Below are 15713 nucleotides of genomic sequence, written 5' to 3' on the forward strand. Positions count from 1 at the left end.
GCGGCAAAGCGTGGGTATGGCATGCGAATGCGGGCGACCGGCCCGCAGGCAACGATACGCAGCGTGCGTCTTCGCCGTGCGTCGCTCATCGTTGCCGTGCCTATCGCGCACTGGGTGCGCTCCTACAAAAAAGTGTGCGCAGGGGTCATCATTGGCGTCTGCATCAGCCATTGCCGTTAGGAGCACGCCATGAAGTCACGCGCCGCCGTTGCCTGGGAAGCAGGCAAGCCACTTTCCATCGAACAGGTCGACGTGGCCGGCCCGAAAGCGGGCGAAGTGCTGGTGCGCATCGTGGCGACGGGTGTGTGCCACACCGACGCGTTCACGCTTTCCGGCGCCGATCCGGAAGGCCAGTTCCCGGTCATTCTCGGTCACGAGGGCGGCGGCATCGTGGAGGAAGTGGGCGAAGGCGTCACCTCGCTGAAGGTTGGTGATCACGTGATTCCGCTGTACACGCCCGAATGCGGCGAGTGCAAGTTCTGCCTCTCCGGCAAGACCAACCTCTGCCAGAAGATCCGCCTCACGCAGGGCAAGGGCGTGATGCCCGACGGCACCTCCCGCTTCTCGCTCAATGGCAAGCCGCTGCTGCACTACATGGGCACCAGCACGTTCAGCGAATACACCGTGCTGCCGGAAATCTCGCTGGCGAAGATCAACAAGGCGGCGCCGCTGGAGAAGGTGTGCCTGCTCGGTTGCGGCATTACCACCGGCATCGGCGCGGTACTCAACACCGCGAAGGTCGAGCCGGGCGCAAGCGTGGCCGTGTTTGGCCTCGGTGGCATCGGCCTGTCGGTGGTGCAGGGCGCCGTGATGGCGAAGGCCGGGCGCATCGTCGTGATCGACACCAACCCGGACAAGTTCGAGATGGCGCGCGCGCTTGGCGCCACCGACTGCATCAACCCGAAGGATCATCCCGGCACGCCGATCCAGCAGGTCATCGTCGATCTCACCGACGGCGGCGTAGATTATTCGTTCGAGTGCATCGGCAACGTCAACGTGATGCGCTCCGCGCTGGAGTGCTGCCACAAGGGCTGGGGCGAGTCGATCATCATCGGCGTGGCCGGCGCCGGGCAGGAAATCAGCACGCGTCCGTTCCAACTGGTGACCGGCCGCGTATGGCGCGGTTCGGCGTTCGGCGGCGTCAAGGGCCGCTCGCAGCTGCCGGGTTACGTAGACCGTTACATGGCCGGCGAGATCAAGATCGACGAGATGATCACCAGGGTGCTGCCGCTGGAAGGCATCAACGAGGCCTTCGATCTGATGCACGAAGGCAAGGTGATCCGCTCGGTGATCCACTACTGAGCGGAACGCATCCATGCTGCGGCTAGCGTGCAACCGCTGCGCGCGAAAGCGGAACTCACGCTTTCCATGGTTGCCTAGGGCAACACTGATCAAGTATCGCCGTCGTCACCAACCCTGTCTGTTCGCAGGACACAGGGCCGTTGGCGAAGGCAGACTGGCCGTCTGTCGAGCCAGCGGACCGAAGGCATGCGTACAGACAGGGTTGGCCCCACGTGTTGAATTTCAAAGGATGGGGTGATGTCTGGAAGGGCCGCCGGCTGCGCCGCACGGCATGGCAAGACGGCCAGTCTTCCCTGCGCCGCACGACACACTCGGCGGCCCTTCCAGTCATCATGACGGCGGCGATACTTGATCAGTGCTGCCCTACTCCATGTGGACGGTGCCGTTCGCCGTCCATCCACCATTTGTATACGTAGTGGCCGGCAAGCTGGAACCACTATGCTTTGCATGCCGTCTTGATGTTCGTCTTTTAGGGGTAATCGATGAAAAGCCGTGTCATCCTCGGGCTGGCAGCTGTGCTGCTGGCCTCTTGCAGTGGACATTCCGCGCCGGCCAACGCGGCGCCCCAGGATCAGCCGGGAGGCCAGCTGGTGCCGCCCACCACGGCCAGCGACTTCACGGCGTCGCAGCTCGACCAGGTGCTGGCCGGCAGCTGGCGCTCGCCGGAGCACAAGGCGCGTGACGTCTACCGTCATCCCAAGGCCACCTTGCAGTTCTTCGGCATTCGCCCGGACCTCACCGTGGTGGAGATCACCCCGGGCGGCGGCTGGTACACGGAGATTCTTGCGCCGCTGCTGCATGACAACGGCCATTACATCGCGGCCATCGCCAAGCCCTCGGGCGAGGGTGAGGCCAGTCAGGACAAGTCGGGCCTGAAGGCCAAGTTCGTCGCCGATGCGGCGCACTATGGCAAGGCGCAGGTCCTGGAGTTCGATCCCAAGGCGCCTGCGTTCGGCGCACCGGGTTCGGCAGATCTCGTGCTTACTTTCCGCAACGTGCACAACTGGGTGGAAGCCGATACCGCGCCGCAGATGTTCAAGGCGTTCTTCGCCGCCCTGCGCCCGGGCGGCGTGCTTGGCGTGGTCGACCATCGCGCCCCGGACAACGCCAGCCTCGAGTCGGTGAAGGACAGCGGCTACCTGCCTACCAGCTACGTGACCAAACTGGCCACCGATGCGGGTTTCAAGCTCGAGGATCAGAGCGAGATCAATGCCAATCCGAAGGACACCAAGGATTACCCCAAGGGCGTCTGGACGCTGCCGCCGACGCTCACGCTGGGCGAACAGGACCGCCAGAAGTACCTCGCCATCGGCGAATCCGACCGCATGACGCTGCGCTTCGTGAAGCCTGCCGCGCCCGCCGCCGGCGGCGCGCCGTAACCGCCAGGCCCGCGCGCGACCAGCGCGCGGGCGCACGTTGCATGCTGCTCGCGCTCAACAAACCCTATGGCGTGCTTTGCCAGTTCAGCGATGCGGATGGACGCCGCACGCTGGCGGAGTTCGTGCGCCAGAAGGACGTCTATCCGGCTGGCCGTCTCGATCACGACAGCGAAGGCCTGCTGCTGCTGACCGACGATGGTCAGCTTGCGCATCGCCTCACCGACCCGCGCCATAAGCAGCCCAAGACCTACCTCGTGCAGGTCGATGGACAGGTCACTGACGAGGCCCTTGCCACGCTGCGTCGCGGCGTGGTGCTGAATGACGGGCCAACCCTGCCGGCCGGCGCCGAACATGCCGAAGAACCAGACTGGCTGTGGCCGCGCGATCCTCCCGTGCGCTTTCGCAAGCTCATTCCCACCAGCTGGCTTCGCCTCACGCTGAGCGAAGGCCGCAATCGCCAGGTGCGCCGCATGACGGCCTCGGTGGGTTTTCCCACGCTGCGGCTGATCCGAGAGCGGATCGGGCCGTATGCGCTGGATGGATTGGCGCCAGGAGAAACGCGCGTACTCGGGTAAGACCTCTCACTGATTTGCAGGAGCGCACCCGGTGCGCGATCGCAGAGTCGCGGTGTTCCCCGCCATCCATCTCGCGGCCATCGTGGCGATACTGGACAGCCCGTCGCGCACAGGGTGCGCTCCCACAGAAACGCGCGGTTGCCGATTGAAGCGGTGTCGTGATCGCGCACTGGGTGCGCTCCTACAAAGGGAACGCCGACGCTTAGTCGATGCCGAAAAATGCCGCCGCCGTCGCCCTGCTGTTCGCCGCCGTCACGTCCACCGGTTCGCCGCGGTCGCGCGCTATCTCCTCGCAAATGTGCCGCAGGTACATCGGCTCGTTGCGCCTGTGGGAAGGTTGCGGGCGCACGGTGCGTGGCAGCAGGTAGGGTGCGTCGGTCTCGATCATCAGGCGGTTGGCCGGAATCTCCTTCACCAGTTCGCGCAGGTGCGTGCCGCGGCGCTCGTCGCAGATCCAGCCGGTGATGCCGATGTGGCAGTCGAGCGCGAGATAGTCGCGCAGCGCTTCTCCGGTATCGGTGAAGCAATGCACGACGACGCCAGGAATCTTGTCGCGATAGCGACGCAGCAGCACGATGAAATCATGGTGTGCATCGCGCTGGTGCAGGAACAGCGGCTTCTGCGCGTCGACGGCGATCCGCAGCTGCCGCTCGAACACCTCAAGCTGCACGTCACGCGGCGAGTAGTTGCGGTTGTAATCCAGTCCCGTCTCGCCCACCGCGCGCACTTCCGCATGCGTGGCCAGTTCGCGCAGCAACGCATCGGTGGCGTCGTCGTAATCGACCGCGTGATGCGGATGCACGCCGGCCGTTGCGTACAGCACGCCGGGATGCGCCTGTGCGAGTGCCAGTGCGTGCGCGCTGCCATCACGCGAGGCACCAGTGACGATCAGCTGCACCACACCATGCGCATGCGCACGTTGAAGCACGTCATCGAAATCGTGGCGGAACGATTCGTGGGTGAGATTGGCGCCGATATCGATCAACTGCATGTGCGTGCCGCGTGGGTGAAAAACGTGATTGTCCCAGAGCCGGCACATGCAGGGAGAGCACCGTGCGCCACTTACAACAAGAACTTGCGCATCAGTGTGACGTGCATCGTAAAAGCTTGTTGACGATCGTAAGAAATCGCTGCTAGTGTCGGTCGCCTCGGCGTTCGCGTCGAGGCAGTGACGGACGCGCATCGCAACATGGAAAGGGGTCCGTGGATGTGCGCAACGACCGCAAGGTCGGTAAGGCGGAAAGGGGAGTTCCATGCGTCGCACAGCTTTCGCGCCCACCAGGGCGCCGTTCCTTGTCGCGTACCTCGGCGTTCCGTGCCCTTCGAGTGCATGGCGTCCGCAGGCACCGCTGTTCATGCCCGACCAATAAACCGCTCGCCAACGCGCATGCGCCCGCACGGGTGATGCGCGCTCCAACGTGATGCGCACGCGCAGGCCTACGCCTTGCGTGGACGCGTCGGTGTGCCGGACGGCATTTGTCCAGGACCTCTTCGGAGCCGTCTTGCGGCGATCTGTTGCCCGGTCAACGAGTCGGGCGGATTGGGGTAGTTCCGCCCGGCGATGGCGGAGTCGTTGATCGGCTCCGCGTCCTTCAAGGGAGGAGTTCCATGCGAAAGAAAACCATGCTGCCGCCCAGCGGCTTGCTGATGGCAGGCCTGTGCCTGGCCGGAGCCATGCCGGTATCGGCGAGCGAACAGACGTCCGAACCGGCACAGGCCACCGTGGCCGTGCAGGGCGTGCAGGTAGCGGTGGATCCGTCCACCGGTCGCCTCGTGGCGCCCACCGACGCGCAGCGCGCTGCACTGTCGGCGGCCCTGCTCAAGCAGGCCACCACGCCGAACCTGCAAGTCGGCCAGCGTCCGCTTACCACGGCCGATGCCGCGCGCACGCTCAAGCGCTCCAGCACCGGACGCTACAGCGCCGTCATGCAGGTGCCGGAAAGCCTGATCAGCGGACTGGTGGCCGAGCGCCAGGCCGACGGTTCGATCGCGATCCATCACCAGGGCGATGAGCCGCAGGCCAAGGCGCAGGAGGTGTCCGAATGATGCGCAGCAAACTCTTCAAGGCTCTGCTCGTGCTGGGCATCACCAGTGCAGCGGCCACCGCGGCACACGCGGGCGAAATCCGCATCGTGAACCTGGACGTGGGCACCAACCAGGGCCTGGACGACCACGCGCCGGCCACGCCGGTCGGCGGCAACCCCGGCACCACGCGTGGCGCGCAGGCGCTGATCGTGTTCCAGTTCGCGGCGGACATCTGGGGCTCGGTGCTGCAGAGCAACGTGCCGGTGATCAACACCGCGACGTTCACGCCGCTCAGCTGCGATGCCACGTCGGGCGTGCTGGGTTCGTCGGGCACCAACTACGTGTTCTCGTTCAATGCACCCGCGCCGGCCGGTGCCGTGCCGAACGTGTGGTACCACTCCGCGCTCACCGATGCGCTGGGTGGCACCGATGCAGGCGTGGAAAACGATCTTCCGCCGGACTCGCCCGACATCGTCAGCCGCTTCAACAGCAAGCTGGGCAGCACCGGTTGCCTGGAAACCTCGGGCTGGTACTTCGGCCTGGATGGCAAGACGCCGTCGGGGCAGATCAATTTCCTCAACGTGGTGCTGCACGAAATGGCCCACGGCCTGGGCTTCTCGGGCTTCAACTCGCTCGCCACCGGCCAGCAGTTCAACAACACGCCGGACATCTACTCCACCTTCGTCAAGGACAACGCCACCGGCAAAGCGTGGACGGCGATGACGGATGCGGAGCGCAAGACCGCCGCACTCAATGACACCCACCTGGTATTCACCGGTACGCAGGTGAAGACGGAAGCGCCGCTCGCGTTGACGGCGCTGATCACCTTCAATGTCACCACACCGGTCGCCATTGCCGGCACCTACGACTACAACGCGGCCTCGTTCGGCGCCTCGCCGACGCCGGCCAATTTCGCCGGCAGCGTGGTGCGCCCGGCATCGCCGGAAGCGTGCGGCACGGTGGACGCCAGCGTCAGCGGCAAGATCGCGCTGATCGATCGCGGCACGTGTGCCTTCGCCATCAAGGTGAAGAACGCACAGGTGGCCGGTGCCACGGCGGTGATCATCGCCAACAACCAGGCCGGTGCGATCTCGCCGTCCGGCGACGACGCCAGCATCGCCATCCCCACCATCGCGGTGACGCAGGTCGTCGGCGATACGTTCAAGGCCAATCTCGCGGGTCTCGCCGTGGCGTTCACGCCCGATCCGCAGGGTCGTCTTGCGGGCGGCGATGCCGGCGGCAACGTGCTGCTGTATGCGCCCACCGTGCTCGCCCAGGGCTCATCGTTCTCGCATTACGACACGCGCCTCGTGCCGAACGCGATCATGGAGTACGCGATCAATCCGGATCTCGTGGGCCAGATCGATCTCGACCTTACGCCCGCGCTGCTCAAGGATGAAGGCTGGAAGCTCAACGCCGGCACGCAGAAGCTGCTCACCTGCGATACGGGCATCCCGACCTGGGTGCAGGGCGGTTCGGTGATCGGCGCCAACGTCATCTCCAACCTCAAGGTGCAGTCTGCGGCGGCTGCCAGCCTCGCGGATTACCGCACGGCTGCGCTTGCCTATGCGGCGGATCTCGCCTCGTCCGGCCTCATCACCAGCGGCCAGGCCTCCAGCCTCAACGCGTGCCTTGCCGACACCGAACTGCAGAAGCAGTACGACGCCTGGGGCTCGGGCGGCGGCAATCCCGGTGGTCCGACGGCGATCGCGTTGCAGAACGGCGTGGCGCTTGGCGGCCAGACCGGCACGGCGGGCGGCGAAGTCGTCTACAAGCTCGACGTGCCGGCGGGTGCGCGCGCACTGGTGCTGCGCACGTTTGGCGGCACGGGTGACGTCTCGCTGTACGTCAAGGCGGGCGACGTGCCCACCACCACCAGCTACGACGCGCAGTCCGTGCACACGGGCAACAGCGAGTCGGTGACGGTGGCGCGTCCCGTGGCCGGCACCTACTACCTGAAGGTGGTGGGCGTGAAGGCGTACTCGGGCGTGAGCGTGCAGGGCAACTACACCGCGCCCTGACGAGCGTGGGCAAAACCGCGTGCGCCGGCGATCGCAACGTTTGCCGGCGCAACGCGGCGTTTCGCCCGCCATGCATGTGCAAGGGGCGCGCAACGGGAACCGCATGCACCGGTCCCGCTGCGCGCCGCTTGCAACGTGCGGCCATCGCCGCCAGCGCAGCGCGCCAATCCGCGAATGCAGGCATCACTTTTGGGGAGAAGTCAGTGAACAAGATCTACAGCAAGGTATGGAGCAAGTCGCTGGGCATGCTGGTGGTAGCCAGCGAACTGGCGCAGGCGGACGGCAAGGGCGCGACTTCGCGACGCCGTCGCCGCGCCACGGCAGCCGGCGTGATGCTGGCGCTGGGCATGGTCTCGGCGCACGCCGCGGAAATCACCGCCAGCAGCGGTCCGGAGACGTGGATCGACCCGACCGGGGCCGATGGCGGCACCGCAGCAGGCCACGCCGCCTATGCGAATGAATACGCCGCGGCATTTGGCTGGCATGCCTACGCCAACGGATTATGGAGCGTCGCGCAGGGCGCCAACGCCTACGCCGATGCGGAACGTAGCACCGCCGTCGGTGCAGACAGCGCGGCGTTCGGCGCGCGCAGCAGTGCGTTGGGCGCCAACAGCCTGGCCAATGCCGATGAAAGCACCGCCGTCGGTTACCAGGCCGTAGCCTACGACCAGAACAGCACCGCCATAGGCAGCAACGCAAACGCATTCGGCGTCGGTGCCACCGCCATCGGCAGCGGCGCGAACACCTCGGGCGACTACGCGACCGCTGGCGGCTATGGCGCTGTCGCCAGCCTGCAGGCTTCCGCATATGGGGCAGGCGCGCAGGCCACGGGCAACGGCAGCGTGGCCATCGGCGGGCAGGCGCTCGACGACAGCGGTGATGCGCTGCTGATCGATGCCAGCAATCAGCCGATCACGAATGGCGCATCGAGCACCGGTGCCAGCGCTACGGCGATAGGCGCGGCCTCCATCGCGAGTGGCCTGGCAAGTTCCGCGGTTGGCGTTGGCGCCGAAGCGGCAGGCGATCTTTCCACCGCCCTGGGCGTGCTCTCGTATGCGAAGGGCGAGCAGTCCTTCGCAGGCGGATATGGCGCGGCTTCCACCGGCGCCGGCGCGACCGCCGTGGGTTCGACCAGCGTGGCATCGGGCACGTTGAGTGCAGCGCTTGGCTACGGCGCCACCGCCTCGGCTAGCAACGCCGTCGCCATCGGCGCGGGCAGCACGGCCACGCGCGCCAACACCGTCTCGGTAGGCAAGGCCGGCGCAGAACGCCAGGTCACCAACGTTGCCGCCGGCACGCAGAACACCGACGCGGTGAACAAGGCACAGCTCGACGCCGTGGCGGCCAACGCATCGGCTGGACAGCGGTTCTTCGCCGCGGACGGCGCACAGGATGGCAGCGAAGACGCCGCGGCGTTCGGCACGCACAGCGTGTCCGTGGGTGCCGGCAGCATCGCCAACGACACCGAAAGCACGGCGGTGGGTTTTGGTGCAGTGGCGTATGACGCCAGCAGCACCGCGATCGGCGCGGGCGCCAATGCGTTTGGCGTGGGTGCCTCGGCATTCGGCAGCGGTGCCAACACCAACGGCAACTACGCCACGGCGGTAGGCAATGGTGCCGTGGCCAGCGTGCAAAGCGCGGCGCTGGGTGCGGGCGCGCAGGCCAACGGTGCCGGCAGCGTGGCCGTCGGCGGACAGGCCGTGGACGAAAACGGCGATCCGCTGCTGACCGATGCCAACGGCCAGCCGGTCACTACGGGTGCCACCAGCGCGGGTGTCGGCAGCAGCGCGGTGGGTGCCAGCGCGGAAGCCAGCGGGTTTGCCTCCGGCGCGTTCGGCATCGGTGCCTACGCCAGCGGCGAGCAATCGTTGGCCCTTGGTGCGGTGAGCACGGCAAGCGGCAACTACGCCACGGCGGTGGGCACGCAGAGCGCTGCCACCGGCAACGGCGCCGTCGCGCTGGGCGGCCTGGCCGACCTGATTCCCGGGGCCGGCTATTACGTGCAAACGATCGCGACCGGCGAGAACGCCCTGGCGTTGGGCTCGGGTGCCAGTGCCACCAACGACAACAGCGTGGCTGTCGGTGCCATCACCGAAGCCAGCGGCGTGGGCGCCACGGCGCTCGGCTACTTCGCGTACGCACCGGGCGACAACGCCACCGCACTCGGCGTCAACAGCTGGGCGTCCGGTGCCAGCAGCGTCGCCATCGGCGACTACGCCACGTCGAAGGCGGCCAACAGCGTGGCACTGGGCGCGAACTCGTGGAGCGATCGCGCCAACACGGTCTCGGTGGGTAGTGCCGCCGATGGGCTGACGCGGCAGATCACCAACGTCGCGGCCGGCACGGAAGACAACGATGCCGTGAACAAGGCACAGCTCGACGCCGTGGCAGCCAATGCGACATCGGCCAATCGCTTTTTCGCCGCGGACGGCGCACAGGACGGCAGCGAAGACGCGGCGGCGTTCGGCACGCACAGCGTGTCCGTGGGTGCCGGCAGCATCGCCAACGACACTGAAAGCACGGCGGTGGGTTTTGGTGCGGTGGCGTACGACGCCAGCAGCACCGCAATCGGCGCGGGCGCGAATGCGTTCGGCGTGGGTGCCACGGCATTCGGCAGCGGTGCCAACACCAACGGCAACTACGCCACGGCGGTAGGCAATGGTGCCGTGGCCAGCGTGCAAAGCGCGGCGCTGGGTGCGGGCGCGCAAGCCAGTGGTGCGGGCAGCGTCGCCGTCGGTGGACAGGCCATCGACGAAAACGGCGATCCCTTGCTGACGGACGGCAACGGCCAGCCCGTCACCACCGGCGCGACCAGTGCCGGCGTCGGCGGCACGGCAGTGGGTGCGAGTGCGCAGGCGAGCGGGCTGGCGGCTTCCGCACTTGGCGTGGGTGCCGAAGCGGCGGGCGATCTGTCGACCGCGCTCGGTGTGGTGGCCTATGCGAAGGGCGATCAGTCGCTGGCCGCCGGTTACGGTGCGGCGGCTTATGACGCCGGCAACGTCGCGTTGGGCAGTGGTGCCTCGGCGCTGGGCGCGGGCAGCGTTGCGCTCGGTGCAGGTGCGGAGACGGGCTATGCCGCGCTGGGTATCAGCAGCGTCAACGCCACGGCGCTGGGCACCGGCAGCTGGGCCTTCGGCGACAACAGCACGGCGGTAGGCAACGGTGCGGGGGCGGTGGGGCAGAACACCGCGGCACTGGGTTACAACGCGCTCGCCTCGGGCGACAACGCGGTGGCGATCGGCGCCGGCAGCGTGGCAAGTCGCGACAACACGGTGTCCGTCGGCGATGCCGGTGCGGAACGCCAGATCGCCAACGTCGCCGATGGCACCGAGGATCATGACGCGGTGAACCTGCAGCAGCTGCGTTCGGCGATGGACGGTGTGGGTACCGCACTGGACAACGCCGTGAGCTACGACGCCGCGGACAAGGCCCAGATCACCCTGGGTGGGAGTGCCGGCACGGTCATCAGCAACGTGGCCGCCAGCGGCACCGGCAATGCCGCGGCCACGGTGGGGCAGCTGCAGGGCGTGCTCAACCTGCTCGGCGGCGGCTCGACGGTGACGGCGGCCGGCGACATCACCGGGCCTTCGTACTGGGCGCGGGGTTCGAGCTACTACAACGTAGGTGATGCCCTGAATGCCTTGGACGGCGCGTTGAGCAATGCCTTTGCGGGGCTCGATACGGTGCAGCAGCGCATCGACGCCCTGACCGGCAACGGCAGCGGGCAGGGCGCACTGGGCAATCGTGCGGCGGCGGACGGTACCGATCCCGCTTCGGTGGTGGCCGGCAGCAAGGGCGTGGCGGTCGGCCACGGCGCCACCGCCGGCGGCAGCTACGGCACCGCCATGGGTGGCGATGCCTACGCGGCCGGTCCCAACGACACGGCCATCGGCGGCAACGCCAAGGTGAATGCCGACGGCAGCGTCGCGGTGGGCGCCAACACCACTATCGACGCGGCGGCCACCAATGCCGTGGCGGTGGGCGAGAGTGCCAGCGTCACGGCAGCCTCGGGCACGGCCGTGGGCCAAGGTGCGTCCGTCACGGCAGCCGGCGCGGTGGCATTGGGGCAGGGTTCGATAGCCGACCGCGCCAATACGGTCTCGGTGGGATCGGCCGCGGCGCAACGACAGATCACCAACGTCGCGGCCGGCACGCAGGCCACCGATGCGGCCAACGTGGGCCAGGTGCAGGAAGCGCTGGCCACGGCCAGGACGTACGCCGACGCCGGTGACCAGCAGACGTTGCAGCAATCGAAGGCATACACCGACCAGAAGATCGGCAGCTTCGCCAGCAGCAACGACCTCAACACGCTGCGCGACCAGGTGAACGACCGCTTCAACGTCATGGATCGCCGCCTCAACCGCGTCGGTGCCATGGGTGCGGCCATGGCGCAGATGTCCTTCAGCACGCAGGGCATCAACACCGCCAACCGCCTGGGCGTGGGCGTGGGCGGCTTCCGCGACCAGCAGGCGTTGTCGGTGGGCTATTCGCGGCAGGTCGGCGGCAACACCAACGTCACCTTCGGCGCGGCCATCAGCGGCGGCGAAAGCTCTGGTGGTGTGGGCGTGGGTGTGGGCTGGTAAGTCCAGACCGGCCAGCGGCAAGGGAGACCGGCGCCTGCGGGCGCCGGTTTCGTTTCCATGGCAGGAACTTGCGTTTGAACGGCTGTGACAGGGTGCCTGCGCGGCCGTTCACGATTGAACGCTGCGGCTCGCGCGTGGTCAGTTTGGTGAGAAACCGTGCTCGCGCGACGCCTGACGGGTGTGCTACGAATGCGTCTCCGGTGCCGTTGGGGGCGGCGGTACGGAGGCAGTACAGGTTCATGAGCGGGGTGAATGCATGTCGGCAGTCATAAAGCCGGCGGCCAATGCGGAGGGTGCGGCGATGGAAAGTCGCGAGGCAGCGGTGTGTTCGCTGCTGGTCTCCCGTGGGCGGCTGAAGGAATCGGACCTCGCGCGTGCGCGCCGCCTCCACGAGGAATCCCCCGAAGGCACGCTCACCGGGCTGATGGCGCGCCTGGGGCTGGTTTCCGAGCGCGATCTGGCCGAGGCATGGTCCGAGCTGCTGCAGGTGCCGCTGCTGGCCGCGCGCGACGCGCCCGAGCTGCCGCCCGCCGAACTCGATGTTTCCGTGCGCTTTCTCAAGCAGCAACACGTGGTGCCGGTGCGCGTGGGCGAGGATGCGCTCGCGCTGGTGGTGTCCGATCCGGCCGATCCGTATCCGCTGCAGGCGATGACGCTGGCGGCGGGGCGCCCGGTGGCGCTGCGCGTGGGCCTGCGTTCGGAGATCGACGACCTGATCGAGCGCTACTACGGCTCCGGCCGGTCCGCCATGGGCACCATCGTGGAAAACCTCGATGGCAGCGCCGCGGTGGAAGACGACGTGGAGCACCTGCGCGACCTCGCCTCCGAGGCGCCGGTAATCCGCCTGGTGAACCTGATCCTGCAACGCGCGGTGGAACAGCGCGCGTCCGACGTGCACATCGAGCCGTTCGAGAATCGCCTCAAGGTGCGCTACCGCATCGACGGCGTGCTGCACGAGGTGGAAGCCCCGCCCTCCAGTTCCACCGCCGCGGTGATCTCGCGCGTCAAGATCATGGCCAAGCTCAATATCGCCGAGCGTCGCCTGCCGCAGGATGGCCGCATCCAGCTGCGCGTGCAGGGCAAGGAGCTGGACCTGCGCGTGTCCACCGTGCCGACCAGCTTCGGCGAATCGGTGGTGATGCGTATCCTCGATCGCGAATCGGTGGTATTCGATTTCGCCTCGCTCGGTTTCACCGACCATTTCCAGCAGCGCTTCGTCGATGTGCTGGAACGTCCGCACGGCATTTTGCTGGTCACCGGCCCCACCGGCTCGGGCAAGACCACCACGCTGTATACCGCGCTATCGCAGATCAACACGCCGGACGTGAAGATCATCACCGTCGAGGATCCGGTCGAATACCAGATCGAAGGCATCAACCAGATTCAGGTGAAGCCGCAGATCGGTCTGGATTTCGCCGGCGCGCTGCGTTCCATCGTGCGCCAGGATCCGGACGTGATCATGATCGGCGAAATGCGCGACCTGGAAACCTGCCGCATCGCCATCCAGTCTGCACTTACCGGTCATCTCGTGCTGTCCACGCTGCACACCAACAGCGCGGCCGGCGGCATCACGCGACTGCTGGACATGGGCGTGGAGGATTACCTGCTTGGTTCGACCGTCAACGGCATCCTGGCGCAGCGCCTGGTGCGCCGGCTCGATGCGGAAACGGCGGTGCCCTATGAAGCGCTACCCGAGGTGATCGAGCAGTTCGAGCTGCACAAATACACCAGCGAGCGTCCCATCCGCCTGTGGAAACCGGGCACTAGTGCGGCCAATCCCAGCGGCTATCGCGGTCGCCAGGCCATCATGGAATTCCTGGTGATGACCGACCCGCTGCGCCGCATGGTGATGCAACGTGCCGACGCGGGCGAAATCGAGCGCGTCGCACGCGCCGAAGGCATGCGCACGATGTACGAGGACGGCATTGCCAAGGCGGTGGCAGGCATCACCACCATCGAGGAGGTGTTGCGTGTTACGCAGGAGGGCTGACGCCGCAATGATTGCACCCTCTCCCCGTTGGCGAGAGGGTTGGGGTGAGCCACCTGAAGGTGGTAAGGGGCGGGTGCTTGCGAAAGCACTGATCGGAATCTCATCGCTCGCACCCATGCTTCCGCAAGCACCCGCCCCTCACCTCGGTCCTCTCCCCGCAGGGGAGAGGAAGAAAAGCGCGCCATGACCCAATTTCGCTACCGCGCCGTCAGCGCCTCCGGCGAAGTGATGCAGGGCCAGATGGAGGCGGCCAGCCTCGATGAGGTGGTGAGCCGTCTGCAGGATCAGGGCCACACGCCGCTCGACGCCCGTGCCGCAGGCAGTGAGGCCGGCGGCAGTGGACTGGCGGCGCTGCTGCGTCGCGGCCCGTTCACCGGCGACCAGTTGGCGCAGTTCACCCATCAACTGGCTACGCTGCTGGGCGCGGGCCAGCCGCTGGATCGTGCGCTGGGCATCCTCATGGACTTGCCCGAAGGCGAACGCGCGAAGCAGCTGATCGAACGCGTGCGCGACCGCGTGCGTGGCGGCACGCCGCTGTCGCAGGCGATGGACGATGAGCACGGCGTATTTCCCAAGCTCTATATCAGCCTGGTGCGAGCAGGCGAGGCAGGCGGCTCGCTGGAAGACACGCTGCGTCGTCTTGCGGACTACCTCGAACGCTCGCAGCAATTGCGCGGAAGCATCATCAACGCGCTGATCTATCCGGCCTTCCTCATGGTGGGCGTGCTCGGCTCCTTGCTGCTGTTGCTGGCCTACGTGGTGCCGCAGTTCGTACCGATCTTCGAAGACATGCAGGTGCCGATCCCGTGGATCACCCAGGCCGTGCTGCTGGTGGGCAGCACGCTGCAGACGTGGTGGTGGGCCATCGTGATCCTGCTGGTGCTGGGCGCATTGATCCTGCGCGCACGACTGCGTGATCCAGCGATGCTGCTCGCGTGGCATGCGCGGTTGCTAACGATGCGCGTGGTTGGCCCGCTGCTGCTCAAGGTGCAGACGGCGCGCATTGCACGCACGCTGGGCACGCTGCTCAAGAACGGCGTGCCGCTGCTTTCCGCACTGGGCATCGCGCGCCAGGTCACCGCCAACCGCGCGCTGGACCAGGCGCTTGAACAGGCCGCCGAACAAGTGAAGGGCGGCACCGGTCTCAGCTTCGCGCTGGCGCAGTCGCAGCGCTTTCCACGCCTCGCCCTGCAGATGGTGCAGGTGGGCGAGGAGGCCGGGCAGCTGGACACCATGCTGCTGAAAGTGGCCGACACCTTCGAGCTGGAAAGCCGCCGCGCCATCGACCGCCTGCTCGCCGCGCTGGTGCCCGCGCTCACCATCGTCATGACGGTGCTGGTGGCGATCATCATGGCGGCGATCCTGCTGCCGCTGCTCAGCCTCACCAGCAACATCCAGTAATCCCTTTCATCGAACGACACGAGGTACCCCATGCGACAAAGGACTCTTCGCCGCCACCATGCCGCCCGCGGCTTCACCCTGCTGGAAATGCTGGCGGTGATCGTGCTGATCGGCATCATCGGCGCGGTGGTGGTTACACAGGTCGGCAAGAACGTCGACAAGGGCAAGTACGGCGCCGGCAAGGCGCAGCTCACCACGCTCAGCCAGAAGATCGAGAACTACGCGCTGGACAACGGTTCTCCGCCGCAGCAGCTGCAGGACCTGGTGGCGAAACCGGCCAACGCCCGCAACTGGCAGGGCCCGTATGCGAAGGAATCGGAGCTGCATGATCCGTGGGGCCATGACTTTGGCTACAAGTATCCCGGCGACCACGGCAGCTTCGACCTGGTCTTCTACGGCCAGGACGGCAAGCCCGGTGGCGACGGCTACAGCGCCGA

The 15713-nt window shown here is 66.9% G+C and carries 10 protein-coding genes and 3 pseudogenes; 12 read left to right on the plus strand and 1 reads right to left on the minus strand.

Translation table 11 applies throughout. The features are described from left to right. The 4 genes from VFG49_RS15060 to VFG49_RS15075 all read left to right on the plus strand — a co-directional run. Nucleotides 1–180 (plus strand): hypothetical protein (locus tag VFG49_RS15060; RefSeq protein WP_324861936.1); only part of this gene is annotated, 180 nt, incomplete at its 5' end. Between the two features lie 9 nt (nucleotides 181–189). Next, entirely contained in the window at nucleotides 190–1302 is a 1113-nt protein-coding gene (locus VFG49_RS15065; RefSeq protein WP_324861938.1) for an S-(hydroxymethyl)glutathione dehydrogenase/class III alcohol dehydrogenase, read from the plus strand. A gap of 482 nt (nucleotides 1303–1784) precedes the next feature. Next, nucleotides 1785–2681, plus strand: a complete 897-nt coding sequence (locus VFG49_RS15070) for a methyltransferase (RefSeq protein ID WP_324861939.1) — start codon at nucleotides 1785–1787, stop codon at nucleotides 2679–2681. A 41-nt stretch (nucleotides 2682–2722) separates the two neighbouring features. Continuing rightward, nucleotides 2723–3256 carry a pseudouridine synthase gene (locus VFG49_RS15075; protein WP_324861940.1) on the plus strand — a complete coding sequence of 178 codons (534 nt, stop codon included), beginning with the start codon at nucleotides 2723–2725 and terminating at the stop codon, nucleotides 3254–3256. Nucleotides 3257–3458: 202 nt separating this feature from the next. Here the strand turns inward: VFG49_RS15075 and VFG49_RS15080 are convergent, their stop codons facing one another. Continuing rightward, nucleotides 3459–4247: a TatD family hydrolase gene (locus VFG49_RS15080; protein ID WP_324861942.1), complete on the minus strand. Its 789-nt coding sequence runs from the start codon at nucleotides 4245–4247 to the stop codon at nucleotides 3459–3461. A gap of 617 nt (nucleotides 4248–4864) precedes the next feature. Here VFG49_RS15080 and VFG49_RS15085 point away from each other — a divergent pair. From VFG49_RS15085 to gspG, 8 genes and pseudogenes are all read left to right on the plus strand, one after another. Then, nucleotides 4865–5302, plus strand: a complete 438-nt coding sequence (locus tag VFG49_RS15085; protein ID WP_324861944.1) for a post-PEP-CTERM-1 domain-containing protein — start codon at nucleotides 4865–4867, stop codon at nucleotides 5300–5302. Further along, nucleotides 5302–7302, plus strand: coding sequence for a PA domain-containing protein (locus VFG49_RS15090; protein ID WP_324861946.1), 2001 nt, complete (start codon nucleotides 5302–5304; stop codon nucleotides 7300–7302). The genes VFG49_RS15085 and VFG49_RS15090 overlap by 1 nt, the downstream gene beginning before the upstream one ends. 74 nt (nucleotides 7303–7376) lie before the next feature. Beyond that, a pseudogene (locus tag VFG49_RS19275) lies at nucleotides 7377–8384 on the plus strand (ESPR-type extended signal peptide-containing protein); the annotation flags it as partial. 21 nt (nucleotides 8385–8405) lie between these two features. Beyond that, a pseudogene (locus tag VFG49_RS19280) lies at nucleotides 8406–9809 on the plus strand (YadA family autotransporter adhesin); the annotation flags it as partial. Between the two features lie 78 nt (nucleotides 9810–9887). Further along, nucleotides 9888–11885: pseudogene (locus tag VFG49_RS19285) on the plus strand (YadA family autotransporter adhesin); the annotation flags it as partial. Between the two features lie 256 nt (nucleotides 11886–12141). Next, the gene (gene gspE / locus VFG49_RS15100) at nucleotides 12142–13875 is read left to right on the plus strand and encodes a type II secretion system ATPase GspE (RefSeq protein ID WP_414649147.1); all 1734 of its coding nucleotides are present in this window, start codon (nucleotides 12142–12144) and stop codon (nucleotides 13873–13875) included. A gap of 183 nt (nucleotides 13876–14058) precedes the next feature. Continuing rightward, nucleotides 14059–15276 carry a type II secretion system inner membrane protein GspF gene (gene gspF / locus VFG49_RS15105; protein WP_324861950.1) on the plus strand — a complete coding sequence of 406 codons (1218 nt, stop codon included), beginning with the start codon at nucleotides 14059–14061 and terminating at the stop codon, nucleotides 15274–15276. A 30-nt stretch (nucleotides 15277–15306) separates the two neighbouring features. Then, nucleotides 15307–15713 (plus strand): type II secretion system major pseudopilin GspG (gspG, locus tag VFG49_RS15110; protein WP_324861952.1); only part of this gene is annotated, 407 nt, incomplete at its 3' end.

The sequence above is a fragment of the Dyella sp. genome, assembly GCF_035685885.1.
Lineage (GTDB): Bacteria > Pseudomonadota > Gammaproteobacteria > Xanthomonadales > Rhodanobacteraceae > Dyella.

Excerpts from the sequence above, each read along its gene's own strand:
- VFG49_RS15075 (WP_324861940.1), top strand. The coding sequence starts at position 2,723 with ATGCTGCTCGCGCTCAACAAACCCTATGGCGTGCTTTGCCAGTTCAGC.
- VFG49_RS15065 (WP_324861938.1), top strand. The coding sequence starts at position 190 with ATGAAGTCACGCGCCGCCGTTGCCTGGGAAGCAGGCAAGCCACTTTCC.
- VFG49_RS15085 (WP_324861944.1), top strand. The coding sequence starts at position 4,865 with ATGCGAAAGAAAACCATGCTGCCGCCCAGCGGCTTGCTGATGGCAGGC.
- VFG49_RS15080 (WP_324861942.1), bottom strand. The coding sequence starts at position 4,247 with ATGCAGTTGATCGATATCGGCGCCAATCTCACCCACGAATCGTTCCGC.
- gspF (WP_324861950.1), top strand. The coding sequence starts at position 14,059 with ATGACCCAATTTCGCTACCGCGCCGTCAGCGCCTCCGGCGAAGTGATG.
- VFG49_RS15070 (WP_324861939.1), top strand. The coding sequence starts at position 1,785 with ATGAAAAGCCGTGTCATCCTCGGGCTGGCAGCTGTGCTGCTGGCCTCT.
- gspE (WP_414649147.1), top strand. The coding sequence starts at position 12,142 with ATGTCGGCAGTCATAAAGCCGGCGGCCAATGCGGAGGGTGCGGCGATG.
- VFG49_RS15090 (WP_324861946.1), top strand. The coding sequence starts at position 5,302 with ATGCGCAGCAAACTCTTCAAGGCTCTGCTCGTGCTGGGCATCACCAGT.